At 61.2% G+C, this 25730-nt stretch carries 22 protein-coding genes and 5 pseudogenes; 11 read left to right on the forward strand and 16 right to left on the reverse strand.

The window, feature by feature from the left end; all coding sequences use genetic code 11:
• Positions 1-143: 143 nt before the first annotated feature.
• The gene (locus NKH71_RS30240) at positions 144-1889 is read left to right on the forward strand and encodes an adenylate/guanylate cyclase domain-containing protein (protein WP_352895825.1); all 1746 of its coding nucleotides are present in this window, start codon (positions 144-146) and stop codon (positions 1887-1889) included.
• A 161-nt stretch (positions 1890-2050) separates the two neighbouring features.
• A pseudogene (locus NKH71_RS33560) lies at positions 2051-2187 on the forward strand (integrase); the annotation flags it as partial.
• Between the two features lie 178 nt (positions 2188-2365).
• Here NKH71_RS33560 and NKH71_RS30245 read toward each other — a convergent pair.
• Both NKH71_RS30245 and NKH71_RS30250 read right to left on the reverse strand, forming a co-directional pair.
• Positions 2366-2515 (reverse strand): hypothetical protein, encoded by a 150-nt coding sequence (locus NKH71_RS30245; protein WP_023721868.1) that lies wholly within the window; start codon positions 2513-2515, stop codon positions 2366-2368.
• A 349-nt stretch (positions 2516-2864) separates the two neighbouring features.
• Positions 2865-3074, reverse strand: a pseudogene (locus NKH71_RS30250) (LacI family transcriptional regulator); the annotation flags it as partial.
• A 316-nt stretch (positions 3075-3390) separates the two neighbouring features.
• On the opposite strand from NKH71_RS30250, the gene NKH71_RS30255 reads away from it, so the two are divergent.
• The 5 genes from NKH71_RS30255 (at position 3391) to NKH71_RS30275 (ending at position 7556) form a co-directional block, all read left to right on the forward strand.
• Complete coding sequence (locus tag NKH71_RS30255; protein ID WP_352718070.1) at positions 3391-4113, forward strand: SDR family NAD(P)-dependent oxidoreductase; 723 nt, start codon at positions 3391-3393, stop codon at positions 4111-4113.
• Positions 4110-5240, forward strand: a complete 1131-nt coding sequence (locus NKH71_RS30260; protein WP_352895828.1) for an S-adenosylmethionine:tRNA ribosyltransferase-isomerase — start codon at positions 4110-4112, stop codon at positions 5238-5240. The genes NKH71_RS30255 and NKH71_RS30260 overlap by 4 nt, the downstream gene beginning before the upstream one ends.
• Positions 5241-5885: 645 nt before the next feature.
• Positions 5886-6494 carry a 2-hydroxychromene-2-carboxylate isomerase gene (locus tag NKH71_RS30265; protein WP_352718074.1) on the forward strand — a complete coding sequence of 203 codons (609 nt, stop codon included), beginning with the start codon at positions 5886-5888 and terminating at the stop codon, positions 6492-6494.
• A gap of 400 nt (positions 6495-6894) precedes the next feature.
• Complete coding sequence (locus tag NKH71_RS30270; RefSeq protein ID WP_031194881.1) at positions 6895-7161, forward strand: AbrB/MazE/SpoVT family DNA-binding domain-containing protein; 267 nt, start codon at positions 6895-6897, stop codon at positions 7159-7161.
• On the forward strand, positions 7158-7556 hold the full coding sequence (locus NKH71_RS30275) for a type II toxin-antitoxin system VapC family toxin (RefSeq protein ID WP_352516340.1): 399 nt from the start codon (positions 7158-7160) through the stop codon (positions 7554-7556). The genes NKH71_RS30270 and NKH71_RS30275 overlap by 4 nt, the downstream gene beginning before the upstream one ends.
• Positions 7557-7682: 126 nt before the next feature.
• Here the strand turns inward: NKH71_RS30275 and NKH71_RS30280 are convergent.
• The 7 genes and pseudogenes from NKH71_RS30280 to NKH71_RS30310 form a co-directional block, all read right to left on the reverse strand.
• A pseudogene (locus tag NKH71_RS30280) lies at positions 7683-7883 on the reverse strand (ricin-type beta-trefoil lectin domain protein); the annotation flags it as partial.
• Between the two features lie 54 nt (positions 7884-7937).
• The gene (locus NKH71_RS30285; protein WP_352591001.1) at positions 7938-8786 is read right to left on the reverse strand and encodes a carbohydrate ABC transporter permease; all 849 of its coding nucleotides are present in this window, start codon (positions 8784-8786) and stop codon (positions 7938-7940) included.
• 6 nt (positions 8787-8792) lie between these two features.
• The gene (locus NKH71_RS30290; protein WP_198030552.1) at positions 8793-9674 is read right to left on the reverse strand and encodes a carbohydrate ABC transporter permease; all 882 of its coding nucleotides are present in this window, start codon (positions 9672-9674) and stop codon (positions 8793-8795) included.
• A gap of 158 nt (positions 9675-9832) precedes the next feature.
• Positions 9833-11086: an ABC transporter substrate-binding protein gene (locus tag NKH71_RS30295; RefSeq protein ID WP_031194880.1), complete on the reverse strand. Its 1254-nt coding sequence runs from the start codon at positions 11084-11086 to the stop codon at positions 9833-9835.
• A 698-nt stretch (positions 11087-11784) separates the two neighbouring features.
• The gene (locus NKH71_RS30300) at positions 11785-12930 is read right to left on the reverse strand and encodes an ABC transporter ATP-binding protein (RefSeq protein ID WP_023721857.1); all 1146 of its coding nucleotides are present in this window, start codon (positions 12928-12930) and stop codon (positions 11785-11787) included.
• 149 nt (positions 12931-13079) lie between these two features.
• A complete protein-coding gene (locus tag NKH71_RS30305; RefSeq protein WP_352718079.1) occupies positions 13080-14018 on the reverse strand; it encodes a PfkB family carbohydrate kinase in 939 nt (312 codons plus the stop codon).
• Positions 14015-14821, reverse strand: a complete 807-nt coding sequence (locus NKH71_RS30310; protein WP_352496431.1) for a beta/alpha barrel domain-containing protein — start codon at positions 14819-14821, stop codon at positions 14015-14017. Before NKH71_RS30310 ends, NKH71_RS30305 begins: the two co-directional genes overlap by 4 nt.
• Positions 14822-15055: 234 nt before the next feature.
• On the opposite strand from NKH71_RS30310, the gene NKH71_RS30315 reads away from it, so the two are divergent.
• Positions 15056-15817: a DeoR/GlpR family DNA-binding transcription regulator gene (locus tag NKH71_RS30315; protein WP_023721854.1), complete on the forward strand. Its 762-nt coding sequence runs from the start codon at positions 15056-15058 to the stop codon at positions 15815-15817.
• A 97-nt stretch (positions 15818-15914) separates the two neighbouring features.
• Here NKH71_RS30315 and NKH71_RS30320 read toward each other — a convergent pair whose 3' ends face one another.
• Genes NKH71_RS30320 through NKH71_RS30345 form a run of 6 tightly spaced genes read right to left on the reverse strand, consistent with a single transcriptional unit; the run spans position 15915 to position 21134 of the window.
• A complete protein-coding gene (locus tag NKH71_RS30320; protein ID WP_352548581.1) occupies positions 15915-16907 on the reverse strand; it encodes an ROK family protein in 993 nt (330 codons plus the stop codon).
• Entirely contained in the window at positions 16907-17629 is a 723-nt protein-coding gene (locus tag NKH71_RS30325; RefSeq protein WP_352895833.1) for a ribulose-phosphate 3-epimerase, read from the reverse strand. The genes NKH71_RS30320 and NKH71_RS30325 overlap by 1 nt, the downstream gene beginning before the upstream one ends.
• Positions 17626-18459 carry an alpha/beta fold hydrolase gene (locus tag NKH71_RS30330; RefSeq protein ID WP_352591012.1) on the reverse strand — a complete coding sequence of 278 codons (834 nt, stop codon included), beginning with the start codon at positions 18457-18459 and terminating at the stop codon, positions 17626-17628. The genes NKH71_RS30325 and NKH71_RS30330 overlap by 4 nt, the downstream gene beginning before the upstream one ends.
• Positions 18459-19277, reverse strand: coding sequence for a sugar phosphate isomerase/epimerase family protein (locus NKH71_RS30335; protein WP_352496436.1), 819 nt, complete (start codon positions 19275-19277; stop codon positions 18459-18461). Before NKH71_RS30335 ends, NKH71_RS30330 begins: the two co-directional genes overlap by 1 nt.
• Complete coding sequence (locus NKH71_RS30340) at positions 19277-20353, reverse strand: Gfo/Idh/MocA family protein (RefSeq protein ID WP_352895836.1); 1077 nt, start codon at positions 20351-20353, stop codon at positions 19277-19279. The genes NKH71_RS30335 and NKH71_RS30340 overlap by 1 nt, the downstream gene beginning before the upstream one ends.
• 10 nt (positions 20354-20363) lie before the next feature.
• Positions 20364-21134, reverse strand: a complete 771-nt coding sequence (locus NKH71_RS30345) for a sugar phosphate isomerase/epimerase family protein (RefSeq protein WP_352895851.1) — start codon at positions 21132-21134, stop codon at positions 20364-20366.
• 437 nt (positions 21135-21571) lie between these two features.
• On the opposite strand from NKH71_RS30345, the gene NKH71_RS30350 reads away from it, so the two are divergent.
• Together NKH71_RS30350 and NKH71_RS30355 are read left to right on the forward strand one after the other, a co-directional pair.
• Entirely contained in the window at positions 21572-22720 is a 1149-nt protein-coding gene (locus NKH71_RS30350) for a Gfo/Idh/MocA family protein (RefSeq protein WP_352496437.1), read from the forward strand.
• Positions 22721-22735: 15 nt separating this feature from the next.
• Positions 22736-23712 (forward strand): annotated as a pseudogene (locus NKH71_RS30355) (alpha/beta hydrolase).
• Here the strand turns inward: NKH71_RS30355 and NKH71_RS30360 are convergent.
• Positions 23700-24722: a LacI family DNA-binding transcriptional regulator gene (locus tag NKH71_RS30360; RefSeq protein WP_352895839.1), complete on the reverse strand. Its 1023-nt coding sequence runs from the start codon at positions 24720-24722 to the stop codon at positions 23700-23702. The pseudogene NKH71_RS30355 and the gene NKH71_RS30360 sit on opposite strands and share 13 nt — an antisense overlap.
• Positions 24723-25431: 709 nt before the next feature.
• Between NKH71_RS30360 and NKH71_RS30365 the strand changes: the two are divergent.
• Positions 25432-25679: pseudogene (locus NKH71_RS30365) on the forward strand (type II toxin-antitoxin system Phd/YefM family antitoxin).
• The last annotated feature ends 51 nt before the right edge of the window (positions 25680-25730 follow it).

Genomic DNA, 25730 nt, shown 5'->3' on the forward strand with positions numbered 1-25730 from the left:
GGCAAGGTCGAGCTGCGTTCTGCGTTCTATATCGGCGACGGCGGCGACTGGGAGAGATAGATACCATGCGCATGGGGCGTCTGGAAGTTGGCAGGACATGGACGCGGGGCGGCCCGCGTGCAGGCGCTTGGCTGAGCGGTGCAGTGACCACGCAGCGCCACCTCGCAGCGATCATGGCTTGCGACGTGGTCGGCTATTCGCGCCTGACGGAGCGCGACGAGCGCGGCACGCTCGAGCGGCTGAAGATGTACCGCAAGGACCTCCTCGAACGGCTGGTCTCTGTGCACCAGGGTCGGATCGTCAAGCTCACCGGCGACGGCATGCTGTGCGAGTTCGCGAGCGTCGTTAACGCGGTGACCTCGGCAATGGCGATTCAGCAGGCCCTGGCAGAACATGAGGCGGAGATGCCCGAGGAAGAGCGGATTCGCTTGCGCATCGGTGTCAATCTCGGCGACGTGGTCTGCGAGGAGGACGGCGACCTCTACGGTGACGGGGTCAACATCGCCGCCCGACTCGAAAGCATCGCCGATCCCGGCACCGTGGTCGTCTCCGGCACCGCGTACGACCACCTTCAGGGCAAGCTCGATTGCGGCTTCAGGCCGCTCGGCAACCTGCGCCTCAAGAACATCGAGCGGCCCGTGCGCGCCTACCGCGTCGAGTCCGACACCAGCGCCTCGGTGGCTGCATCGCCTCCCTTGCCCGAGAAACCCTCGATCGCGGTCCTGCCTTTCACCAACATGAGCGGCGACCCCGACCAGGAATACTTCGCCGACGGGCTGGTGGAGGACATCATCACGGGATTGAGTCGGGTGAACTCCTTCTTCGTGATCGCCCGCAACTCGTCCTTCACCTACAAGGGCCGGGCGGTAGACCTGCGCCAGGTCGGGCGCGAGCTGGGCGTCCGCTACGTGCTAGAAGGCAGCATCCGCAGAGCAGGATCGCGGGTGCGTATCAGCGGGCAGCTGGTGGACGCGATCAGTGGGCACCATGTCTGGACTGACCGCTTCGAGGGCGATGTGAGCGACATCTTCGACCTGCAGGACAAGGTGACCGAGAGCGTCGTCGGTGCGGTCGAACCGAGCATCCGGCTGCAGGAGATCAAGCAGGCGCGCATGAAACCGACCGAGTACATCAGCGCCTACGACCTCTACCTTCGCGCGCTGCCGCGCTTCTACAGCATGACGCGCGAAGGCTTTGCCGACGTGCGCCGGCTCACCAACGAGGCGCTCAGCATCGACCCTGGCTTCAACTTGGCGAAGGCACTCGGCGCCTATATCCGCAGCCTATCCGTGAGCCAGTGCTGGCACGAGCCCGACGATATCCGAGTCGCCGCGCGCATGGCGCGAGAGGTACTGGCGGAAGCGCGCGACGATCCCACGAGCCTACGCTTCGCCGCGCAGGTGATCGCCTACAGCGCGAAGGACTACGAGATGGCGTTGCGCACGATCGAGCGATCCCTGCTGCTCAACCCCAATTCGGCGCAGGGCCATACGGGCAGCGGCTGGGTGAACGCACATTCCAGCCGCCCGCTCGTCGCCATCGAGCACTTTCACAGGGCAATGCGGCTGAGCCCGATCGACCCCGAGAAGGGCATCGCGCTCTCCGGCATCGGGATGAGCTACCTGATGCTCGAGCGCTACGAGGAAGCGCTGGCATGGGGAGAACGCGCGCTGCACGAGATGCCGAACTACGGCTCCTCGCACCGGGTGGTGATCATGGCGCTGGTCAAACTCAACCGGCTGGACGAGGCGCAGGCGGCGGCGCGGCGTCTTATGAAGGCGTTCCCGACCTACACGCTCACCCTGCAGAGACAGATCAACCCGTGGCTGGACGAGGTGTTCGCCGAGCGTTATGTCGAGGCGCTGGGCATCTCCGGCGTGCCAGAGTGATCGTCGCAGTTGCAAAGATGCCCGGCGAGGCGACGTTCCCTTGACCTGCGTCGCTTCTGGAAGGCCAGTTCTCTGGCGGCTTGTCTTAGGACTGAGCGCGTAGAGCAGCGTGAACAGCCGGCGAGCTCTCCGTTGAATTCGCGTCGAACTTCCGGTTTCGATCCGCTTCTTATAAGGCAACAGGCAACCTCCGGGCGGTTCAGATCCTGCTTGGGCACACCGAGATCGAGAATACGGTTCGCCATCCGGATGTCGAGGTCGGGGACGCGCTCACATCGCCGAGGGAACCGAGATCTGATCACGATGGCCTCTCGACTTCGCTGAGAGGTCATCATGTTCTGAAAGCCACCGCTCAGTTACGGGGCTCGATTTCCGCAATGCGTCGCATCACAGCCGTTCGGCATGGAAGATGGTCATCCCGAAAACCGCCGGTCCACTGTCGCCCATCAAAGGCGGAACTATGCGGCGTTGAGGCGCTAGGCGAATTTGCGCCTCGTCTCGGCGGTTGAGACGAGCTCTGCCACTTCCTGAAAGCGGTCGCTAGCGGCGATCACAAGCCAGATCCGGCCGAGCACCCAGAGGGAAAGCGCCCACCGGAGCAGCAGCCAGAGATGCGGTGTTGGCATTTTCGGGCCCCCTGAATCCGGCCCGGCTGAGTTTGATGGAGAAGTTCGAACAGGCGCCAGGCATTAATCGGCAGCAGCACCAGTTCCATCAGGCTCAGGGTAAGCTGCCGATGAGGGGCGCCATAGGCGGCAAAGCACAAACCATCTCAGCACCGCCGTTATGCGCAGCCACAGCATGGCTTCATTGAGGCTTCATTGAGTAGGTGAGAACGGCGAAGAAGCTTCCGAGGAAGCCGATCGTCTCGGTCCAGATCATGATCATATTTCTTTGGTTGAGTGAAGCCGGTGGGCCTTGGTCAGCCGGAGAAGCCGCCGTCATCGAGAAAACGTCTCCGCGTCCGCCGTTCCTCTCCTGGTCGCGGCTGGCACTGACCACGACCGAGCATTGGCCCCGGCTGCGCACATGTCCCTCAAAAGTCTGCGCCATGGCGGAGAAGTAGCGATTGTCGTGGATGGGCGGCATCAGTCCGACCAGGCCCGATCGCGAGCCTCCCAAGCCCCGCGCCTGCAGATTGGTAGTGTACTGGTGGCGTTCGGCGAGGCTGAGAATTGTTTCCGCCGCCGCAACCCGATGGCGCTTGCACGGCGACACGCTTCCTTCACCGGCCTGATAATCACGGTGAACTCGGAGCCGATCGCCTCGATCGACAGCCAATACGCGGCGTCAAGACGATAAGGCGATCCGGCTCGGCATGATCGCGGCTGCGCTTGCGCCCGTTCCGGCCCGCTCGCATGCGATCAGCCCGCTGGCCGACAAGGCGAAGGTGCGCCTCGATACGTGAGTCTGGTCGGCATCGATCCACGGAATGAATGCTTGACCTCAAGTTAACTTCAGCTTGTACCAATAAGTTGTACGGATTGAAGGAGTATCGTCAATGCTGACCAACATTGATCTTCAGGGACTTCGTGTAGCAGTCACCGGCGGCACGTCCGGCCTAGGACTGGCCCTTGTCCGGCAGCTTGCCAGAGAGGGTGCGTTCGTCGCCTTCGTTGCCCGCACTGCCGCGAACGTCGAACGCATCGCTGACGAGACGGGCGCACATGGCATCGTCGGCGACGTCGGCAAAAAAGACGACATCTACCCGATCGCGTTGCAGGTCACCGCGAGCCTAGGCGGGCTCGACGTTCTGATCAACAATGCGTCGAGCCTCGGGCCCGTTCCACTGGCGCTCCTTGCCGATACCGAGTGCGAGGAGCTGGAAAAAGCGCTCGCGGTCAACCTCGTCGGCGCGTTCCGGCTGACGAAAGCACTGTTCGGTGCACTTGCCGCGTCCGCGCGCGAGGACCGTGGCGCGCTGGTGATCAACATTTCCAGCGACGCGGCGGTGAACGCTTATCCCTGCTGGGGCGCGTATGGTGTGAGCAAGGCCGCTCTTGCTCACCTGACGGCGATTTGGGACGAGGAGGCGAAGGCCGACGGCATCCGGCACCTCGCGCTCGACCCCGGCGATATGGACACCCCGCTGCACGCGCTGGCGCTTCCTGACGCCGATCCGTCGACATTGAAGCGTCCCGACCTGGCTGCTGCCGAGATCATCGAAAAGATGCTCGATACGTTGCCGGCCGGCGCAACACTTCTCGCCGAGACACGCGGATGATTGCCGCCGACCGTCCGGATCGGCGCGCCGCCAGGCTGCTCGTCGTGGAGGCGGACGGCGCGACGCGCGACCTGCCGCGCACTGAACTCGCGATACTGTTCGATGCCGGCGATCTTGTCATCGCCAATGACGCCGCGACCTTGCCTGCCAGCTTGCGCGGCACGCACCTTCCCAGCGACGAGGCGATCGAGATCCGCCTGGCAGGCTGGCTGACATTTCCCGACCCAACCAACTTCCTGGCGATTGCCTTCGGCGCGGGCGATCACCGCATGCGCACGGAAAATCGGCTGCCTCCGCCCCCGCTATCACCAGGCGATCACCTCCGGCTCGGCCGGCTTGAAGCCGTCATAGAGCGCCTTCTCGACCATCCTCGCCTTCTCGAATTGCGCTTCCGAGGCAACCGCGCAGCGGTGCTTGCAGGAGTGGCGCAGCACGGCCGGCCGATCCAATATGCCAATGTTCGCGAACCGTTGGCACTTTGGAATGTTTGGACGAAGATTGCCGCCGGGCCGGTGGCGTTCGAGGCGCCCTCGGCAGGGTTCGCACTCGACTGGCGCACGCTCCAGGCCTGGCGTCGGCGAGACGTGGGCTTCGCAACACTCACGCATGCCGCGGGCGTGTCTTCCACCGGGGACCCCGCGCTCGACTTGCGCCTCCCTTTCGACGAGCCGTACCGCATTCCCGAGCGCACCGCGGCCCAGGTCGCGCGGGCGAAGCTGCGCGGCAGCCGCATCATTGCGATCGGCACGAGCGTAGTGCGCGCACTTGAGGCAGCCGCCAATCCCGGCGGCAATGTGCGTGCCGCAAATGGCATTGCGACAGGGCGCATCGCGCGGGGCACCCCACTTCGCGTGGTCGATGCGATTCTAACAGGCGTCCACCAGCCCGGCGAAAGCCATTTCGAGCTGCTGCGCGCCTTTGCCGATGATGCTCTGCTCGCCAAGGCCTCCGCGGCCTTCGCCGAGCACCGATATCGCACGCATGAATTCGGCGATTCCATGCTGCTCAATCGCCAACGGCTGGATCGATCGCGGACAGAACCAGGAAGTGCGCGAGACGAAGCCTCTACTCTAGGCGATCCGATGATCTTGGATTTCCAAGGCTTTCGAAAACGACATTTTGATTAAGTAATTCATCTAAAACAACTATTTTGACACTAGTAACTTCGACTCTAGGGGTCCGGAGTTCGAATTTCGCCGCCGGGAGTCACGCGCGAGCTGCGGCTGAGACGCGGATAGGCCCGCGCCCTGTGCCGCGGTGATCGCCACCACGTCACCAATGCCTATTCGCCGCGCCAGGGTGAGCCGGGAGCGACGATGGCGGTATTCAAGTTGACGCTAATACAATATTGCCTACGCTCCAACGTTGGGCGATAGTGTGCGTCGGGAGGCAGGAGGCCATAGTTGGCTTTAGCTTAGACTTTGCCCAATCACGAGAGAATACGTTGCAGCTCGTGAATCGGTTCAAGGCAGCAGCTTGTGCTTCAGCCTAGGCGGAAGATGCCAGGTGGATCGTCTCTTCCACTGTAACGTTGCGTGGTTGGGAAGCAATTCGGCAAGCCTTTTCACAGAGCGAAGACAGGGATCTCGCTTGCGCAATACAGGAACTCAGCAATTACCCTGATGTTTGGGCAGGATGCCTTCGATGCGCCATGACGACCAGGAAACTGGGAGGCGACGCGTGAAGTCTTGGTAAGGGCAGCTGGCAGCGTAGTGGTGGCGTCGACGATCGCGTGAACGCCCGGGCTCCAGACAGTGTCGAGGAGACAGCGGATGAGGCAACTCGAATTTTTCTATTTCCTTGGGAGTGGTTATGCATACCTCTCCGTCATGCGTATCGGCCCTTTGGCGAGGGACGCTGGCATTACCGTCAGATGGCGTCCATTCAATGTCCGCACCGTCATGGCGGAAAACAACATTGCGCTTCGCTCGCAGACCGCCAAGGTCAAATACATGTGGCGTGACGTGCAGCGCAGGGCGCGAACTCACGCGCTACCCTTCGTAAATGCACCCATCTGGCCAACCGACCCCGACCTTCTGGCCAACAGGGTTGCTATGGTCGCCGCGGAAGGCGGCTGGTGTGAGGACTATACAATCGAGAGCTTCAAGGCTTGGTATTTGGAGGGCGTGGCCCTCGGCGACAGAGCCCACCTTGAACACGTGCTTCGGCCACTCGGCAAAGACGTGGATGCGGTGATCGCTCAGGCCAACGCACCCGCCGCCCACGAGCGGCTCAAGATGGAAACCGATGCGGCGCGCGAATACGGAATTTTCGGTTCGCCTGCGTTCGTGGTAAATGGCGAAACTTTTTGGGGAGACGACCGGCTCGAAGAAGCGCTTTCTTGGGCAACCGGTCGGCATCGGTTGCAAGATGTCCATTAGCACGGAAGTGCGCGAGCCCCTTGGATCCGCCAATCGTGGCTGACCTGCCCTGTTTGTCCGCTATGAGCGAATTCGCCAAGGTGATGGTCGTTTCTGGCCGGCGGCGGAAAATCTGAAGAAGATCGCAGAGCAGATGGAGGGCAGCGGTCCAGACCGGCCGCAACGTCGAAAAAGCTATCTCGAGATACTCGAAGCGACCGTTCGTGATCCACTCGACGTTGGGAAATCAACGAATCTGCCGAACTAGGGGGCGAGAGCGAATCCACAGTGCCTGGCGGCTTTCTAAACGGCAGGAATCCGATTCTGTCGCCGCATGGACGCCAAGCTTGGCCCCGACGATCTGCATTGATAATAATGCAGATTTGCATTATCTTATTGCGATGAACAGGAAATGTTTAATATGACAACGTTAACAGTGACGACAAGGGGACAGGTGACGTTCCGCAAGGACGTGCTGCAACATCTGGGCATCAAGCCGGGCGAGAAGATCGAGCTTGATCTGCTGCCCGACGGTCGGGCGGAATTGAAGGCGGCACGGGCGAAAGGGTCGTTCCGGGACCTCCACGGCTTCCTCAGAGGCAAGACGAACGGCCAGGTGCTCAGCATCGAGGAGATCAACGAGGCGATAGCGGAAGCGGGCGCCGCGGCCGGGTCCGGCAAGGAATGAGGGTTACGGCCGACACGAATGTGCTGCTGCGCGCCTATGTCGCCGATGATGAGGGGCAGGCGGCCGTTGCCGTCGACCTGCTGGCCAAAGCGGACATCGTGGCCGTGAGCTTGCAGGCCTTGTGCGAGTTCGCCTGGGTTCTGGCCAGGCAATACCAGACAGAGCGCGAAAATATTGCCGCGGCGATCCGGGCGTTGCTGAACACCGCGAATGTTGTCGTCAACCGGCCGGCAGTTGAGGCAGGGCTGTCAGTCCTCGATGCCGGCGGCGATTTCGCGGACGGCGTGATCGCTTTTGACGGCGGCTGGCTTGGCGGGGAGACTTTCGTCTCGTTTGACCGGAAGGCCGCCAAACTGCTTTCGGCGCAGGGACAATCCGTACAGCTTCTTTCCTAAGTTTTCCGCGGTGGTCTTTCGCACTGCGCTGTCGCGTCTGTTAGAGGCTGCTGCGAGGAATCGAATTCTGTTTGTCCCGTGCCACAAGCATCTAGGTGCGGCAGGCAGGAGAGGCAGGTGCCAAATCTGATTGCGCGTGCCGGGAGTGCAGCTTTCCATTGTGAACTGTGCGCCGTCATGCGCGGTCAAGCATAGGCCGGAAGCACGACTCCTAAGTTGGCCGCCAGTATGATCCCAGCGTTGATTGCTTCCCTGCTGGCAGGAATGGACGATCACGTTCGAACCGGGTAGCCGGGCATTGGGGGTGTTTGTGTTCAGCAACACCATTCCGGCCAATCCCTCAACGGGATGACGAGAGCGGCGAACTGGGAGTCCAGCCGCTCAGATCTTCACCGACCCGGCGGCCAAGCCTGCGAGGAAATAACGCTGTGCAATCAGATACAGGATCAGAAGCGGGAGCGATCCCAGCACGCTCATCGCCATCATCTCGTTCCATTCGAACGCATGTTGGCCCATTAGCAACTCGATACCGATTGGAACGGTCCGCATGTCCGTCGACTTCGTCAAAGTGAGCGCAAAGAGGAACTCATTCCACGCCAACAGAAACGTATAGACCGCAGTCGCGACGATGCCAGGCACTGAAAGAGGGATAACCACACGCCACAGCGCTGTCCAACTTGACCCGCCATCGACCAACACCGCCTCATCGAGTTCCCTTGGCAGGGTGTTGAGGTAGCCGGTCATCAGCAGAATTGCGTAAGGCAGGGTGAATACCATGTAGGTTAGAATCAGCGCGAAATAGGTGTTGAAAATACCGAACGCGACGACCATGCCGAAATAGGGAATGAGAAGTGTGATCGGCGGGACGGTCTGTGTGCTGATGATGAAGACGTTGAGCGTATTCTTAAAACGGAATGAATAGCGGCTGAAGCCATAGGCCGTAAGAATGGCGACCAGCAGCGTCAGAAGCGTTACCACTCCCGCGACGAGATAGCTGTTGAGAAAGAAGCGCACCTTGACTGGATCATTGAAGATCGAAAGGTAGGCTACGTTGGTGAAATGGTCGGGCAGCAGCCTCGGCGGTAGGGCAAAGATCTCGGTGTTCGATTTCAATGAAGTGAAAAACATCCACAGGATGGGAAAACCTGCAAAGACCAGACCGGCCGCGAGCCCCAGATATGTCAGTACGGTGGGCAATACGGTGTTTTTGAAAGAAGAGCGCTTTGCCATTGCCGGTCACCTGGCCTTCTGGTGTTTGATGTAGAAGTAAGTCGCGCCCATCGAGATGATCAGGATGAAGATCGCGCTCGCCGAGGCTTGTGAAAATTCGTAACTCGAAAACGCAAGCTTATAGGTATACGTGCTTAGCACCTCGGTCGCATGGATCGGGCCACCGCCCGTTGTCATCCAGACCAGCGGGAAGACCTGCATCGTCCAGATGAAATCCAGCAAGGCGATGCTGATGATGATCGGCATCAGCTGCGGAATCGTGATGTACCGGAACTTTTGGAACTCATTGGCCCCATCGATGCCTGCGGCCTCGTAAAGGTCCTTGGGGATGCCCTGCAGACCGGCGAGCAAGCTGACCATGTAAAGCGGGTATCCCGCCCAGATGTTCGCAAACGTCAACGCATGGAGCGCGGTTTTCGTCGAGGAGAACCACTCGACCTTGAAGTTGACGATATGGAGCGCCATCAGGATGCTGTTGACCACGCCGTTGGGATCCAAAAGCAACCGCCATATGATCGCGATGATCACTGCCGTAAAGAGCCAGGGCAAGATGTAGAGAACACGCAGAATGCTTCTAATCACCGGATGGACGCGTTGGGTGTTCAGCAAGAGCGCGAAGGCCAAGCCGATTAGAAGATGGAAAATGACGCTCATCACCGTGAAATAGAGGGTCTGCCCGACCGACTGCCAGAAAACCGGATCTGCGAAGATCGTCACGTAGTTCCGCAACCCTACGAAAGCAGCGTCCTTTTTCATGATCGCGCCGTCCATCAGCGAATAGCGCAGGACCGTGATCATGGGAAACAGCATGAGCAGGCAAAACAAAAAGGTGGCTGGTGCCACGTAAAACAGCGGGATCAGCCTCTTTCTTGTCTTGTAAGAGATCATGCCACGCTTGCGCACTTTCGTTGGCGTGACGATCAGACCTTCGTTGGCGAGGCTCATGAGGTGTAACCCGTTTGATCGTAGGAACGTATCGTCTGGTTACGATGCAGCGGCAGCGCGATAGAACCATATCGCGCTGCCGGAATTGTCTGGAGCTGCGCCTACTTGGCGAAGTCAACCAACCACTGCTTTTGCGTATTGGCAGCCGCGTCCTTTGCGGTTTGCTGGCCGTCGAACATCTTTTGCACTTCGACGTTCATGTCTCGCATCAGGTCCTCGGCGACGGGCAGGCCCACGAATTCGTTGGCCAGGTGGCCGCTTTGGTAGATCTTGAAGGCTTCCTCAAATAGCGGGTCCGATTTCGAGAAGTCAGGCTTCGCGTGCACATTGCCTGGAAAGGCGTTTGCGAGCGATACCAGGCGGCCGTTCACTTCCGGGCTCATCAGATATTCAACAAGCTTCCAGGCCTCAGCCTTGTGCTCGGTGCTGTTGCTGATGCCGATGCCCCACGAGGCATAGGGCAGTCCGCGCTTACCCGAATAGCCATCAACCGCAGGTAGGGCAGAGATGCCGAACTTGAGATCGGGGTTGCGCTGGCGGATAAGATTGATATGTGCCAGCGAGTCGATCATCATTCCAACGCGGCCGTTGACGAACTCTTCGACCTTGTCCTGTTCCTTCTTGGCAAAGATGCCTGGCGATATGACGCCGGCGTCCTGCAGGGACTTGATGTATTCGAGCGTACCGACCACGGCACTATTTTCCACATCGGGCTTACCGTCCTTGAGCATCGACGCCCCGGAAGCCCACACCCAAGACATCACGTCGTTCTGGATGCCGCCGGGATTTTGCAGCGATAGCGGCAGCACCCACCCGTATTCGTTCTTGTCCGTATTGGTCATCTTCTTCGCGGCAGCGGCGAATTCTGTGCGGGTAGTCGGCATCTTGTCGACACCGGCAGCCTTGGCCAGATCGAGATTGACGAAGACCGGGTATACGAACGAGGCTAGCGGGAACATGACGCTTTGGCCGTTGACCTTGATGATGTCAGCGATCTGGCTCGGGTCATATTTGGCGTCGGCCATTAGGCTGTCCATCGACGCGATTGCGCCCTGCTTTGCAAGCCCGTTGACCCATGCGCCGTCCAGGCCGACGACATCGCTGAGCGTACCCGACGCGGCGCCGACCACGATCTGATCATGGGTGGCGGAGTAGGGGCCGCTGACAAGCGTCACCTTGATGCCAGGGTTTTTAGCTTCGAACTCATCCATGATGCCACGCAGAGCGCCAGCGGGCATTTCGGGCTCCCACCATTGGATGAATTCGAGATTGGTCTCAGCGAAGGCGCAGGTGGCAGATAGTACCCAGACGGCCACAGCGGACGAAGCCGCTACAATATATTTACTGACGTTCATGTTTCCCTCCTCGGAGCGATGTTTTGGCTCGATCCTCCCGATCGCGATCAAACTAGGTTCCCTTCCGGGTCTTTGTGTCAATCAAGAACTAGGATCGTGAAGAATGGCTGGGAAAATGGGAAGCCAGAAATAAATGTAAGCAGTTGAATAATATGCGCTTTTGTCTGAGTCTTTCCGGCGTATTTTTTCCATTGTACACATTGCTCGCGTCGCATTTCTCGGCTAATTTCGTAACCAAACGAAAGCCAGTTTGCTAAAAAGAAAACAAATGAAAGGCGCATCGATCGGACGGAAAAGCGGGCTTTCGGCGAGGTCACGCACTTGCGAAGACGTCGCAATTTAGACGGCGTTCAGGCGACTCTTGATCGCTTTGTTGGGTGACCAATGGGCACGAGACGATCTCGAGCTCCCGGTGAAAAAATCGGCGTGTCGCACGCTGAACGATGTCGAGCAGGGTTGCACCGTTTGCCAAGGAGGACGGCCCGAAATTTCCCTTGATGCAAAGCCAACGATCTTAGTCGCCCACGAATGCTTGGCTCCTGGCCGGCTACGATCTGGCAGCTTAGAAGTCACGGCCTTAAAATAACCCTCAACCAACCGATTTGATGGTCGAGCGAGGGTTCGCACACCAGAGTGGAGCCAGCGTCTAACGAAATTTGCGCGTCCGATTCTTTCCGGATCAACCCTCGCGGATCACGCTAAATTGCGAGATGCGTCTGGGGATCGAAGAAGTGCAACTTGGCCGCGTTGATCGCAAGATTAATCAACTCGCCCGGCCCGACCGCGCTGACGGCTTCAAACCTCGCTACGGCGTTTGCCGCACCGCTTAGATCTTCAACGGCATCTGGGTCGCCGGAATCGATTCGAACCGCATCGACACTCAGGTGAACGACAAGCTCGGATCCCAATTCCTCCGTCGACTTTACGATTGCCGGCAGAGTGGCATGGCGCGATCCCGATTCCAGACTGCTGTCGTAGAGATCCTCGGGGCGTATGCCGAAGATGAGTGTCTTGCCTTCGAAGGCGGTCAGACCAGGCGAGCGCTCAAACGCACTCGTCGGCACCGGGATCGAAAAGGTCGGCAGGTCGATCCTGCCATTGTGCAAACGGCCTTCGAACAGGTTCATCGACGGCGACCCGATGAAACCCGCCACGAAGGCATTGATTGGCCGATTGTACAGTGTCTTTGGCGTGTCGACCTGCTGAAGCACACCGCCTTTTAAGACCGCAACCCGGTCGCCCATGGTCAAGGCTTCGGTCTGATCGTGTGTTACATAAATCGTGGTCACCCCCAACTGTCTTTGCAGGCTGACAATTTCCGCGCGCATTTGCACGCGCAGCTTGGCATCGAGGTTTGACAAGGGTTCATCCATGAGAAAGGCCGCCGGTTCGCGCACCATCGCGCGCCCCATGGCGACCCGCTGGCGTTGTCCGCCTGACAGCGCCGCCGGCTTACTGTCCAGCAGCGTTTCCAATTGCAGGGTCTTTGCAATTTCATGGACGCGCTTCGTGCGCTCGGCCTTGCTCTTCCCCGCAAGCTTCATCGAGAAGGCTATGTTGTCGAACACTGTCATATGCGGATAAAGGGCATAATTCTGAAAGACCATCGCAATATCGCGGTCCTTCGGCGCCAGATCCTCAACATTCTCGCCGCCAATGCTCAGGGTTCCGCTGCTGATCTCTTCCAGCCCCGCGATCATGCGCAAGGCAGTCGATTTTCCGCATCCCGAAGGGCCAACGAGAATGAGGAACTCGCCATCGTTTATCGTCAGGCTAAGATCCCTGATTGCTTGGAATTTCGTCCCGTAGGTCTTGCAAATCTTGTCCAACACAACAACGGCCACGTCACATCCTCCCTATTATCTGCGCTAGCTAAACGTCGAATAGCCTCCACCCAGCGCGACTGCAGATCGAACCGGCAGTGTCATCGGCGCAGCCAAGGCGCGCTCCCCGGACGTTCCCCCAGAAGCGGCAATATCCGAGCGATGAATTCTCAGTCTGGCGACGTAATCGGTATGGGCACAGGCGCATTTTCTTTCGCCATCCACGCGAGACAGGCATTGTGGTCTGGCAGAGCCATACGGCCACCGCGGCCCGTTACCGAGATCGCGGCCGCGGCGTTTGCATAAATAACGCAGGCGACAGGCTGCTTTCCCTGTGTAAGGGCAAAGGCATAGGCCCCATGGAAACAATCCCCCGCGCCGGTCGTGTCCACTGCCCTGACCTTGTAGGCCGGAACGTGCCACAAAACGGCATCGTCCCTTTGCCGGAGGTAGGCGCCTCGATCGCCATCGGTCAACACGACCGCGGAGCGGTCATCCGACCACAGCTTGCGCAGGATCGCCGTCGCCTCTTTTTCGCCTGTATAGGTCTGCGCAAATTCCAGAGGGAATACGAGGTGATTTGATAGGCGGATCAATCGGTCGGTTGCAGGTCCGATTGTCCACTCAATATCGGCGATCACCGCCAGACCCAGCGTGCGGGCACGAGCAACGACCATCTCCGCCTGCGTGGCGTAGCCGTCGATCAACAGTACCTGGGCTTGCGCAAGGACGCTGTCGGCCAGCGCATCCGAGGTCCCGTGCGGCACATCATCATCATAGGCGATGAACCGGTCACCATTAGGCGCCACAGTGATCACCGACCGGATCGGCCTGGCATCGGAACGACGTGGCGCGAACGATATGTCGACACCGTGTCGTTCAAGTTCGCGGGCGCTGACATCTGAATGTGGCTGATCGCTCAGCCAGCCGATGAAACCGGCACGCCCGCCCAACTTGGCGACAGCAACGAGTGCCGTCGCCACATTGCCGCCGTGGTCCCTCGTGCGATTTGTCACCCTCCCTTTGCCGGCACCCAGCGGGCTGTCGACATAGATGATGTCGTCAATCGCCAAGGCTCCGAAGCCCAAGACCTGAAGATCGCCGGTCACGGCTCACGTGCCGCAGCCGCCAAAGCGTCTTGCGGCGCCATCCCGTCGTGAATGACGCCCTTGAACGCACGCGCTGCCATCGTGGTGTCACCATGCCCCCACAAATTGCGCCCCACGACCGCACCCTTCGCGCCGGCGCGCAGGGCTTCAGAGGTCTGGGTCAGAGCGCCCAGAAGATCCTCGGTCTTCGGGCCGCCGGCGATAACGATGGGAACCGGGCAAGTGGCGACCGTTTCCTTGAATGAGTCGAAGTCCCCAGTGTATCCGACCTTGATCACGTCGACGCCGGTCTCAAAGCCAATCCTAACTGCATAGGCGATCTCGTCGGGCGTGAAGACGATCTTGCAGCCGTTTGAATAGTCGCGCGGATAAACATGCGCAACGACCGGCATTTCGAAACGAGCAGCAGCGTTGACCGTATCGGTAAGCCAGCGAATGTAGTGGCCCTCGGTATCGCCCCGCACCGGAATGGCGACGGCCAGCGCATCGGCACCGTAGCGCACGGCATCTTCGGGTGTCGCGATCAACTGACTGATCCGATCGTCGGGCGTAAAGCACCCCGCCTGAATGACCAGCGCCGCCTTGCCGGCGTAAGCCGGCCACAGATGACGCGCCGCACCAGGCTGAATGCTGATGTAATCTGGCTCTCCGGCCATCACTCGCTTGAGCGCGCCGGGGAGATCCGCAAGGCCGCCCTCACGGACGTTGCCATAGCCTACGAAATGGTCGACCGCACCACCGAACAGGTTTCCAGATCGATGCGAGAACAGCCGCGACAAGCGAATTTTAGTTCCAAGGCCCATATCGGTGCAGTCCCTTCGCGATTTTTGATCTGACATTGAGAGGGACCCTAACTCGAAAGCAAAACAATACTCAATATTTCGATTTCTTTCGTTTTGATATAAGATTGCGATTGCGACCGCTAGCGTTCGCTACGATGACGCGCTATCCCAAGGATTCGCAAACGCTTGCCGGTTTGGGGTTCGATTTTCGAAAGGTTAGCGTGCAGCTATTCAAACAGCAATTCGGGGTCACACATGCTGGCGGAACAACGACGACATCAGATCATGCTCGAGCTTCAACGGACCGGCCAGGCGCGCACCAGCCAACTGGCGGAAAACTTCGGCGTGTCCGAGGTGACCATTAGGTCCGACCTGGAAATTCTGGACGCAAAAAAGCAGTTGATCAAAACGCATGGCGGCGCAATTGCCTTGCCCGCTGATTCGCCCGCCGCGGCCTTCGAAGAACGGATGTACCGCAACTTCGATGCCAAACGGCGTATCGCGCAGATGGCGGCGCGCCAGATCATAGACAACCAGTCCGTGGTGTTCGACAGCGGCTCGACGTTGCTGCAGGTCGCAATGCAGATGCCTCCGGTCAGCAATGTCGTAGTAGCGACAACCGCGATGAACATCGCGCAGCATCTGATGTATCGTCCCGGACTGGACGTGCATATGATAGGCGGTCGGGTCTATCCCGAGACGGTCAGCACGATCGTGTCGGATTTTGACAAGGCCGTGGGCGGTCTTGTGGCTCACCAGGCATTCGTCAGCGCGCATGCGATAGATCACTCATTCGACGTCGTCGATGTCTCAGAAGACATTGCACGTACGAAGCGTAACCTGGTTCGTATGGCCAGGCGTGTGATCCTTGTGGCAGATTCAAGCAAATGGGATATCGGCGCCTCGTCCAAGGCATTCTCGTTGTCACGTGTCGATCTGATCATCACCGACACTGGTATGCCGTATGGGATTCGTAGCCGATTGGACAAGCTGGGAGTCGAAGTGCGCTACGTGTGAGTGCCTTCCGTCTGCCATCAGCCTCTCGGTGCCGCGCTGCGTTTGACGCCGGAGTTCGAATTCGCTGCGGCCGAAGCGCTCCCGGCGAGTGCCGGCGTCATCTTCTCTCGTCGTTCTGCGCCATTGCCAGTGACGTTCCTGGCTTGCCCTCCCGCAGGATCAGGCTTGCCGCGCCGACCAGGCCGGCCTGGTCGCCGAGCTGCGCCTGTACGATCGGCACATCGCGATAGGCGGGCATCGCCCGCGCTTCGACGGTGCCCCTGACAAGCGGCGCCAGCAGATCGAAGCCGTTGGCGAGGCCGCCGCCCATCACGATCAGATCAGGCGAGTAGAGGTGCAACAGATTGGTGAAGCCGATGCCCAGCCACTTCGCCTCGGCCTCGACCAGTTCCAGGGCCCTGATATCGCCGGCGCGAGCGGCCTCGACGACGTGCCTGGCCGAGACATCGCCGTCGCCGGAAAGACGCCTGAGCAGTGAGCCGTCGCCGGGAGCCGTCAGCCGCGTGGCATGCCGCCCGAGCGCGGTTCCCGATGCCACCGCCTCGAAGCAGCCGATGGCGCCGCAGAAACAGCGGTCGCCTTCGCCGGTGATGGTCATATGGCCGATCTCGGCTGCCAGCCCGCGTCGGCCATGATAGATGTGGCCATCGGCAACAACGCCGCCGCCGATGCCGGTCGACACGGTGACGAAGACCACCGATCCGCTACCCCGGCCGGCGCCGAAACGCCATTCGCCCAGCGCGGCTGCATTGGCGTCGTTCTCCAGCCGCACCGGCAGGCCGAAATGCCTGCCCAGAATGTCGAGCAGCGGCACGTCGTGCCAGCCGGCCAGCGTCGGCGGCGCGATCACGATCCCGGCCTTGGGATCGAGCGGCCCCGGCGCGCAGACGCCGATGCCGGCAATCTCTGCCTGCGGCCGCTCGACCAAAAGCCTGCCAGCAAGTGAGATGATCTGGCCGATCACCGCTTCCGATCCCGCACCCGCCAACGTCGGCGCCGAAACGCGGGCGACAACCCGACCGTTGCGCTCGACCAGCGCGCCCCGCAGCTCCGTTCCGCCGAGATCGAATGCAAGCGCAACTTTGGTCATCAGGCGGTGACCTTCAACCCATGCAGCCAGGCCATGCGTTGCGCAAGGTCGGGGTCGCCGAACGCCAGCGATCCGAGCACCACCGTTTCGGCCCCGGCAGCACGCAGGCGCGGCACCGTCTCGTGTCGGATTCCGCCATCGGCAGCCAAGATGATTTGGTTCTCTCCACCTGCTTTTCGCATCAGCGCGCGCGCCTCGATCAGGCGCGGGCAGGCCTGATCGGACAGCGCCTGGCCCTTGACGCCGATCGACGTGCCGAGAAGCGTCACAAAGGCAACTTCGGGCAAGAAGGGCGTGACGGCGCAGACAGGCGTTTCCAGCCTGAGCACCGCGCCGGCCTCGGCGCCGAGCTCATGCGCCAGCCGCACGGCGCGCAACCCGGCCTCGCCGTTTTCAGCATGGACGCTGATGAGGTCGGCGCCGGCCTCGATGAACTGGCGCGTTTGCTCCTCGACGATTTCCGCTTCGACCATCAGATGCACATGGATCGGCTTTGTCGTCAGCTTGGCGATCCGTGCCACCAGATCCGGAAAGAACAGGAAGCCGGGGGTGAAGCGGGCGTCAGCGACGTCGATGTGATGCAGGTCGACATAAGCGTCTATGCGCTTCAGATCGCGCTCCATGTTGGCCAGGTCGGCCGACCACAGGGAAAACTCGCCGAGCAGCCGGTTGCGCGGCAAGGCGGCGATGGCAACACGGCCGGATAAGGATTTGCTCGTCATGACGCAACAAGGCTCCGGATGTTGAAGTGGGCGTGAAGGAACGTGGTGATCTCGGCCTGCAGCTCGGCGAAATGCCTTTTGCCGTCGAGCGCCTTGGCGGCGATCTCCACAAAGGCCGCGCCGGGGATGGCATCCGCAAGTGTATGCGCGGCCGATAGTGGATGCACCGCATCCACAGTATTGCCGATGACCAGCACAGGAATGCCAAGGGTGGCGGCGTCGCTTGCCGAGACCTCAGCTCCATCGGCAGCGATGTCGGCCAGGACTTGCGCAAACAATGCTGCATCCGGGCGGTCGAAATAACCGAACAGCGAGGCGAGATTGTCTGGTGCCTCGCTCTGCAGGCGCGCGGCGACTTCAGACCGCGAGAAGATCGTCCTGGCCTTGTCGGGGCCATGATCGAGGATGAGGCCGGCGACCTCGGCGATCGGCTGCAGGTTCACTGGCGCGCGTTCGAACGTCCAGGCCGGCCGCACAAGCATCAGGCCGGCGACGCGGTCCGGACAACGGCAGGCAAGGCGTAACGCAATCGCGGCGCCCATGGAAATGCCGCCAGCGACGAAACGGTCCAGGCCGGCCTGGTCGGCGGCGGCCAGAACATCGTCCGCAAACATCGCCATTGAAAACGGTCGGCGGCTGCCTAGATCGGACTCACCGTGTCCGCGGCAGTCCAACGTGATGCGCCGGCAGCCGGCGTCGATGGGGAAAGCCTGCGCGACCTGTGCCTCGCCGCCGCCCAGTCCGTGCTGGAAGACGACGGCAAGCCCGTCGCCCTCATCGGAAATCCGCAGCGTGGCATCGTCGCGAAACAAGGTGGCCGGGCGCGCCATCAGGCCAGCCCCTTCAGGAACCGGGCGACGCCTGGTGCCTCTTCGGCTGAAAGGCCGTGCGTGACCAGCGGCCCGTCAAAGCCTGACACTTTGAGCCGGGCGACGAAATCGGCGAAGTCGACGACGCCGCGGCCGACGGTGGCAAAGCGGCCGTCGGCGAAACGGTCCTTAGCGTGGGCCATGGCGACGTGGCCTGCGGTGCCTTCGACTGCTGCAGCGACGACGGCGCGTGCTTGCCCTGTGCTCGCCTGTTCGAACAGGTTCGCCGGATCGAGCACAATGCGCAGCCGCTTCGAGCCCATCTCTGCGATAAGGCGCATCGCGTCCGCTGCCGATGTGACGATGTTGGCCTGTTCGGGTTCGATGCCGAGATCGACACCGTGATGCTCGGCCAGAGCAAGCGCCTTTTCCATCTCGCTTGCCATATCGGCCCAGGCCGACGGATCGGCATTGCCAGGGTGATGCGCCCACTGGTCGTCCGCGTTGCGCGTTCCCGTGCACAGGGTGACGAGCGGAACCGAAAGCGCTGCCGCGGCCTCGATGACCGCGCCAAGACGGCGCAGGCCGTCGTGGCGCACCGTCCTGTCCGGATGGGCCATGTTGTAGGTGCCCGACAGCGCCACCAAAGCGACGCCGGAGGCATCAGACGCAGCCGCAATAGTGCTGATGGCGTGATCCGGCACCGCATCCGGCATCGACGGCAGGCCGGCGCAGGCAAGGTTGAACTGGGTAACGGCAAATCCGGCGTCGCGCACCGCGGCCAGCACACCGGCCGGCTCGCTTCCCGGAAAGGTCTTGGCGAACACCCCGATCTCCATCAGACCGCTCCTGTTACGCCAGCAATCTCGACGCGTTGGCCGGTTTCGACCGAGCGGGCGATCGCCACCATGGCGCGGATCGAGGCGAGGCCGTCCTCGACGTCGGCGCCACGCAGCGGCGCGCCGTCAAGCACGGTGTCGGAGAGGCCTTCGAGCTGGCGTCGGAAGAAATGGCCGTCCGCGCCAAGCGGCTTGCGCGACGTTGCATCCTTCTCATGGAAGATATCGACCTCGCTTGCCCGGAAGTACCAGGGATTGAAAGTCTTCGCGATCACCGAGCCGTTTTCGCCGTAGAGCTGGAAGCCCTCGTGCCAGTCCATGCGCACAGCCACCGTCAGGTCGAGATGGCCAAGCGCTCCGTTGGCGAATTCCGTTTCGACGAACCAGCAATAGGCGCCGAAACGTTGGTTGAGACGGGCGCGCACCGCGAGGATCTCGCCGCACAGGAAGCGTGCGGTGTCAACGAGGTGCGAGCCATGCGCAAGCATGAAGTACCGCCTGAGATCGGCCTTCGGATTACCGGCCGGCTTGCGCGCCAGCCGGCTGCTGACCGGCAGCGGTTGGATGGCATCGGTGTTGGTGTAGCGGTGGGTGGAATCGCAATACCAGGCTTTTAGCGCCAGTATCTCGCCCATCTCGTCGCGGACGAAATCGCGCGCCGCCTCAAGAGCCGGGTCGAAGCGCTTCATGTGGCCGACCTGCAGCACCTTGCCGGAGCGCATGACCGCGTCGGCGAGTTTTTGGCCCTCTTCGACCGAGACGCCGATCGGCTTCTCGCACAGCACATGCTTGCCGGCCTCGAGCGCCTTGATCGCCATCGGCACGTGATAGGCGTCCGAGGTCGCGACGATCACCGCCTCCAGTTCCGGGTCGGCCAGCATGGCGTCGTAGTCGCCATACATCTTCTCAGGTTCATAGGTCGCGCCCATGCGCGCCAAAAGGTCGGGGGCGGCATCGCAGATAGCATAAAGGTCGGCGTTCCTTGCTTTGACGCAGGATTCGAGGTGGGCGAATTGCGCGATCGGCCCGCAGCCGAGCACACCGACACGAAGGCGGCGGTCTTGTTTCCGGATCATGATCTGTTCCTCACGCGCCGTAGCCGCGCATGGTCTGGCGGTTGGTCTTGACCGCGGCGGCCGGATCTGCGGCAGCGGCGTCGGATTCTTCCTCCAACACCAGCCAGCCGTTGAAGTTGGGCGCGGCGTTGGCGATGGCGATCACTGCCTGGGTGTCGCAGACGCCCTTGCCAAGCATTGCCCAAGTGCCGCTTGCATCGACATCCTTCAGGTGAACGTAGCGGATGCGGTCGCGATGGGTTGTGAGGGTGTCGATCATATCGTTGTGGCCGCGCAATATGTGGCCGGTGTCGGGCACCCAGCCAACCAGCGACGGGTCGATCAGCCCGAAGATGCGGTCGTAGTCGGTGCGGTCGAACAGCAGCGTGTTGTGGTGCGAGCTCGGATGCACCGCGACATCGACGCCGGCCTTGCGCCCGAGCTCACCCGCCCTGTTGTAGATCTCGGCCGCGATGGCGAACTTGTCGTCGCGTCGGCCGTCCGAGACGACGGTGGCCGAACCCATTGACACCTGCGCGCCCGGAAAGGCGGCGGCAAAGTCGATCCAGCGCTTCGCGGCCTCGAGGGCGCCGATCTTCTCCTTCAGTGTGAAGCCGTTCTTCGAACCGAAGGCAAAGGAGACGAGGGTGAGGCCGGTCGCCTTCAGTGCGGTGGCGAATTCCGCCGGCCTGCCGGCATAGCGGCCGATCATCGTGTCGGTGATCTCGATGCCGGCATAGCCGCCATCCGCGATCGCCTTCACGAGATCGTCGGGGCCGCCGGCAAAGCGGTCTCCCAACATTTCCCAAGTAAAAGTCTGGCAACCGACTTTCAGGTTTTTCACGACCGTCCTTTCCTTCCTTGATGCCGCCCTGCGTCAGCCTCCCCCGAGGCGGTGTTGGCAAAGCTCGGCGCGCGACTGGCGCGAGTCCGGCGAACGCCCAGTCCTGCGCGCAAGCCGCGCTACTGCACCAGCTGCCCGGCGCTTCCAGTGAGAAATTGCCGGCGGTCGGCGATCATCACATGAGCACGGGCTTCGAGCCGGCGGCCGGCCGATTTTTCATGTCAGTCATTTCTCCTCCCAGGGCCGGCAGCGCGCCCGACGTTCGTCAGCATTTTCGCATGTTCTATAACAATTTTACGCGCGTCAATATTTAAAATGTTGTATAGCGGCTTGCGAATGTGATCCGTTGCCGCGCAGCGGTCCAGGCCGCTGACGTGTTGGGAGGTACGATCGAAATGCACGGGAAATCAAAGACAAAGCTCGGCATCGGCGTTGTCGGGTGCGGCAACATCTCGATGACCTATTTGCGCAATGCGGCTCTGTTCGGTGAGGTGGAACTGCGCGCCTGCGCCGACATTTCCGCCGACATGGTGGCCTTGCGCGCCAGCGAATATGGCATCCGTCCGCTCAGCGTCGACGCGCTTCTGGCCGACCCGGAGATCGACCTCGTCCTCAACCTGACCATCCCGTCGGCGCATTTCGACATCTCATTTTCAGCACTTTCGGCGGGCAAGCATGTCTTCACCGAAAAGCCGCTGGCGACCTCGGCCAACGACGGTCGCCGTCTTGTCACGGAGGCGGCGAAGCGCGGGCTGCTGCTCGGCTCGGCCCCCGACACGTTTCTTGGCGCCGCCGGCCGGCGGGCGCGCCGCCTCATGGACGGGGGCGCGATCGGCCGGCCGGTGACCGGCACCGCCTTCATGATGGGGCGCGGCATGGAGCATTGGCATCCCAATCCGCAATTCTATTATCAACCCGGTGGCGGCCCGGTCTTCGACATGGGGCCATATTACCTGACTATGCTGGTCAACCTGCTCGGGCCGGTCGGCCGCGTGATGGCCATGGCAACGCGTGGCCAGGAGGAGCGCCTGATCACCGCAGAGGGTCCCTACAGGAACACCACCTTCAAGGTCGGCACGCCAACCAACATCCTGTCGCTGCTGGAATTCCGCTCAGACGTTACCGTCGCCTTCGGCGCCTCCTGGGACGTCTTCAAGCACTCCAACCATCCGATCGAACTGCATGGCACGGAAGGCTCGCTCAAGCTGCCCGATCCGGACACATTCGGCGGCACCGTCTCGCTTTCGGAGCGCGGAGCCGACTGGGCTGACTTCACAAGCGAGAGCGAACTCTACGGCGCTCGCAACTGGCCCTTCGCCGCGCCCGATCGCGCCAATTACCGCATGCTCGGCGTCGCCGACCTTTCACGCGCGCTGTTGAGCGGAAGAAAGCCGCGTGCGTCCGGCGACCTTGCGCTGCATGTGCTGGAGATCATGGAAGCGACCCTCGCTTCGGGAGAAAGCCGCGAGTCGGTTGCAGTCAATGGAACCGTCGATCAGCCGCCACTCCTTGCGGAGGACGAGGCGGCAAGCCTGCTTGCCTGAGTTTGGGGGCCGTCCATGACAATATCGCCTTCGCCCTTGCTCGATCCGGAAGCCCGGCATGTGCTCGACCTCGGCCGGCAGGCGGCCGCCAAGCCGTTCGAGGCGGCAGCCCTCAGGAAGCCCGCCACGCCTATGAGCAGGGCTTTCCGACACTGCAGGGCGAACGCGAGCCGGTCGCCTCGCTGACCGAGCGCACCATCGCCGGACCAAGCGGCCCATTGACGCTCAGGATCTATCGTGGGCTAGGAGCTTCCGCGCACGGCGCGCCGGCGTTGCTCTATCTGCATGGCGGCGGCTGGGTGATCGGTAATCTCGACTCCCATGACGAGATCTGCCGCTGGTTTGCCAACATGGCCGCCTGCGTCGTCGTCTGTCCCGACTACAGGCTGGCGCCGGAGCACAAGTTCCCGGCGGCCATCGAGGATTGCCGCGTGGCGCTTGCCTTCATGCAAAGTGCCGTCGACGATCTCGGCGTCGACGCGAAGCGCATCGCTGTCGCAGGCGACAGTGCGGGCGGCAACCTCGCCACGGTGCTCTCCCTGCTCGCGCGCGAAAACAAGAATCCGCCGACGGCGCAGCTGCTGTTCTACCCGAATACGGACGCCGCGCAGACGGCCGACAGCTATTGCCGCTTTGCCGAGGGTTTTGGTCTCACTGCGGCAACCATGACTTGGTTCCGCGACCACTATGTTACCCATGCCGGCGATATCGACGATTGGCGCGTGTCGCCGCTGAAGGCGCCCAGCCTTGCCGGTGTGGCGCCGGCCTTTGTTGCCATCGCCGGCCATGACATTCTCGCCGACGAAGGCGAGGCCTACGCGAAGCGTCTGGAAGATGAAGGAGTGCCGGTCGCCCTGCGCCGCTGGAATGGCCAGATCCACGGCTTCGTCTCGATGGGCCGCCATAGCCCGGCTGCACGGCAAGCGGTCAGCGCGGCGGTCCGCGCATGGCGCGGCTTCGATCTCGCCTTTGGAAATGCTCAGGCCGATTGACGCATGACCAGCGTCGCGTCGAGATTGATCTTGGGTGCAACCGCAGTCCCGTCCTCATCAAGCAGGGCCAGCAGCGTCTCCACACTGCGTCCCGCCATAGCGGCGAAGTTCTGCGCCATGGTGGTCAAGGCAGGACAGGTGTAGCGGCTGAGCGGGTGGTCGTCATGGGCCGCGACGCGCAGGTCGCAATCGCCTTTGCGGCCGACCTTGCGACCTTGCGAATAGGCGGCCGCCATGACGCCGAAGGCCAGGCGGTCATTGGCGCACAAAATGGTCTTACCCGGCAAGCCACCATTGCTGAGCATTGTCTCCATCTGCTGGTAGCCGATGCGTTCGAAATCCCAGGTGTATTCATGGGTGTCCCCAATGATCACCGGCTCTTGCCCGAGCCGTTGCATGGCGCTTACATAGTTGTGCAGGCGTTCGCGCGTATTGTGATTGACGTGCGGGATGTCGAAATAGACCGGCGCGCCGCCGGAGCGGCAGAGGTAATCGACGATCGTCGAAACGCTCTGGCTGTTGTTGTTGCCGACGAACGGCGTGCCGCTCTCGAGATAGGTATCGAAATAGACGATCGGTATGGCCTGCGTCAGCTTCTCCAGCGCACGGTGGTCCGAGCGCAGGCCGAGCGGCGCGATCAGCCCACCGGAAACTTTTAGTGACAGGATGGTTCGCGTCGCTTCCACTTCGAGTTCGCGCGAGCCGTGCGAGGAGATCACGATCGGCCAGTAGCCTTCGTGGCGCAGCCTGAGTTCGATGCGGCTGACCATCTCGGAATAGAAAGGATCGGCGAGAGTCGGCACCACGATGCCTATGCTGCGGGTCCGCTTGCGGTTCAGGTTGCGGGCAAACAGATTGGGCTGATAGTCGGACGAGCGGAGTGCCTCCTCGATCCGCTTTCGCGTCGCTGGCTTGACGCTGGTTGGATCCTCGAAATATTTCGACAAGGTCGGCCTGGAGACGCCGCAGGAGCGGGCGAAATCCTCCATGGTCTTGTGCGTCATCGGCATTGAAATCCTCTCGTCACAGACATCCGATCCCGGGTGGTTCCTCGGCGCTGCCCGCCATGCGTGCAACTGCAAGGCGAAAATTTACAGATAATGTCCGAGAGTTTCCATGCGTAAATTTATTAATTGACGCAAAAGGCGCAAGCGGTATTAATCGTCGGGTGAGCAATGGGAAATTCGAGTCTCGCGGCGAGGCGAGAGCGCAGCGTCGGAACGAATTCCGCGAGATCGAGAAACTGGTCAGTGCCGGCGAGATCCTTGTCGAGATCAGCCGACACCCATGCGCGGTGACTTGTTTGGAGCCCTGTGGTGCCGGCACGCTACGATGAACAACTAAACCAGCTTCAAATAGGCTTGCCAAAGGAATTGGGGCTGGCAACTCCGAATCCGCAGAGGCGATGCGGGACTTGATCCAAACAGTTACTGTGTCTCGAGATCCGTCGAAGATCGGCGGCATCGAAGTCGAAACGGGCGTCCAACGGCACTACTGGGCGAGATGCCTTCCCCACACTCATCGAACTATCGCCTCCGACTTCGTTGCTGTGGTTGAGCGAAGCTACCATCCTGATCAAGCCATTCCTAACGGCGAATTCGGGCCATTAGGTCGAAATCCCTTCCTTGCTAGGAGCCGGCTAGGCGCGAGGAAGTCGCTCAATAGTGGAAGATCGACCCGAGTAGACTAAGTTGCATGGACTAAGTCGCGGGGCCCGCAATGCACACCGTCAATATTCACGAGGCCAAGACGCATCTGTCTCGTCTTGTCGACAGGGCGGTCAAAGCTGAATCCTTCATAATTGCGAGATCCGGCAAGCCGATGGTGAAGGTCGTTGCCATAGACGCACCTGCGGCCGGCGAAATGCGTCGCGTTGGGTTTATGGCCGGGCAGTTTTTTCAGTTCCAGACGAGGTTGATCGCATGGCCGATGAGGAAATCGGGAAGCTGTTTGGCGGCGACGCATGAAACTTCTGCTCGATGCCCATCTTTTGCTCTGGGCGGCGGGCGAGCCCGAAG

This window comes from Mesorhizobium sp. M0983 (assembly GCF_040318975.1).
GTDB lineage: Bacteria > Pseudomonadota > Alphaproteobacteria > Rhizobiales > Rhizobiaceae > Mesorhizobium.

Excerpts from the sequence above, each read along its gene's own strand:
- NKH71_RS30245 (WP_023721868.1), bottom strand. The coding sequence starts at position 2,515 with ATGCCAACACCGCATCTCTGGCTGCTGCTCCGGTGGGCGCTTTCCCTC.
- NKH71_RS30255 (WP_352718070.1), top strand. The coding sequence starts at position 3,391 with ATGCTGACCAACATTGATCTTCAGGGACTTCGTGTAGCAGTCACCGGC.
- NKH71_RS30260 (WP_352895828.1), top strand. The coding sequence starts at position 4,110 with ATGATTGCCGCCGACCGTCCGGATCGGCGCGCCGCCAGGCTGCTCGTC.
- NKH71_RS30265 (WP_352718074.1), top strand. The coding sequence starts at position 5,886 with ATGAGGCAACTCGAATTTTTCTATTTCCTTGGGAGTGGTTATGCATAC.
- NKH71_RS30270 (WP_031194881.1), top strand. The coding sequence starts at position 6,895 with ATGACAACGTTAACAGTGACGACAAGGGGACAGGTGACGTTCCGCAAG.
- NKH71_RS30275 (WP_352516340.1), top strand. The coding sequence starts at position 7,158 with ATGAGGGTTACGGCCGACACGAATGTGCTGCTGCGCGCCTATGTCGCC.
- NKH71_RS30285 (WP_352591001.1), bottom strand. The coding sequence starts at position 8,786 with ATGGCAAAGCGCTCTTCTTTCAAAAACACCGTATTGCCCACCGTACTG.
- NKH71_RS30290 (WP_198030552.1), bottom strand. The coding sequence starts at position 9,674 with ATGATCTCTTACAAGACAAGAAAGAGGCTGATCCCGCTGTTTTACGTG.
- NKH71_RS30295 (WP_031194880.1), bottom strand. The coding sequence starts at position 11,086 with ATGAACGTCAGTAAATATATTGTAGCGGCTTCGTCCGCTGTGGCCGTC.
- NKH71_RS30310 (WP_352496431.1), bottom strand. The coding sequence starts at position 14,821 with ATGGGCCTTGGAACTAAAATTCGCTTGTCGCGGCTGTTCTCGCATCGA.
- NKH71_RS30315 (WP_023721854.1), top strand. The coding sequence starts at position 15,056 with ATGCTGGCGGAACAACGACGACATCAGATCATGCTCGAGCTTCAACGG.
- NKH71_RS30320 (WP_352548581.1), bottom strand. The coding sequence starts at position 16,907 with ATGACCAAAGTTGCGCTTGCATTCGATCTCGGCGGAACGGAGCTGCGG.
- NKH71_RS30325 (WP_352895833.1), bottom strand. The coding sequence starts at position 17,629 with ATGACGAGCAAATCCTTATCCGGCCGTGTTGCCATCGCCGCCTTGCCG.
- NKH71_RS30330 (WP_352591012.1), bottom strand. The coding sequence starts at position 18,459 with ATGGCGCGCCCGGCCACCTTGTTTCGCGACGATGCCACGCTGCGGATT.
- NKH71_RS30335 (WP_352496436.1), bottom strand. The coding sequence starts at position 19,277 with ATGGAGATCGGGGTGTTCGCCAAGACCTTTCCGGGAAGCGAGCCGGCC.
- NKH71_RS30340 (WP_352895836.1), bottom strand. The coding sequence starts at position 20,353 with ATGATCCGGAAACAAGACCGCCGCCTTCGTGTCGGTGTGCTCGGCTGC.
- NKH71_RS30345 (WP_352895851.1), bottom strand. The coding sequence starts at position 21,134 with ATGTTGGGAGACCGCTTTGCCGGCGGCCCCGACGATCTCGTGAAGGCG.
- NKH71_RS30350 (WP_352496437.1), top strand. The coding sequence starts at position 21,572 with ATGCACGGGAAATCAAAGACAAAGCTCGGCATCGGCGTTGTCGGGTGC.
- NKH71_RS30360 (WP_352895839.1), bottom strand. The coding sequence starts at position 24,722 with ATGCCGATGACGCACAAGACCATGGAGGATTTCGCCCGCTCCTGCGGC.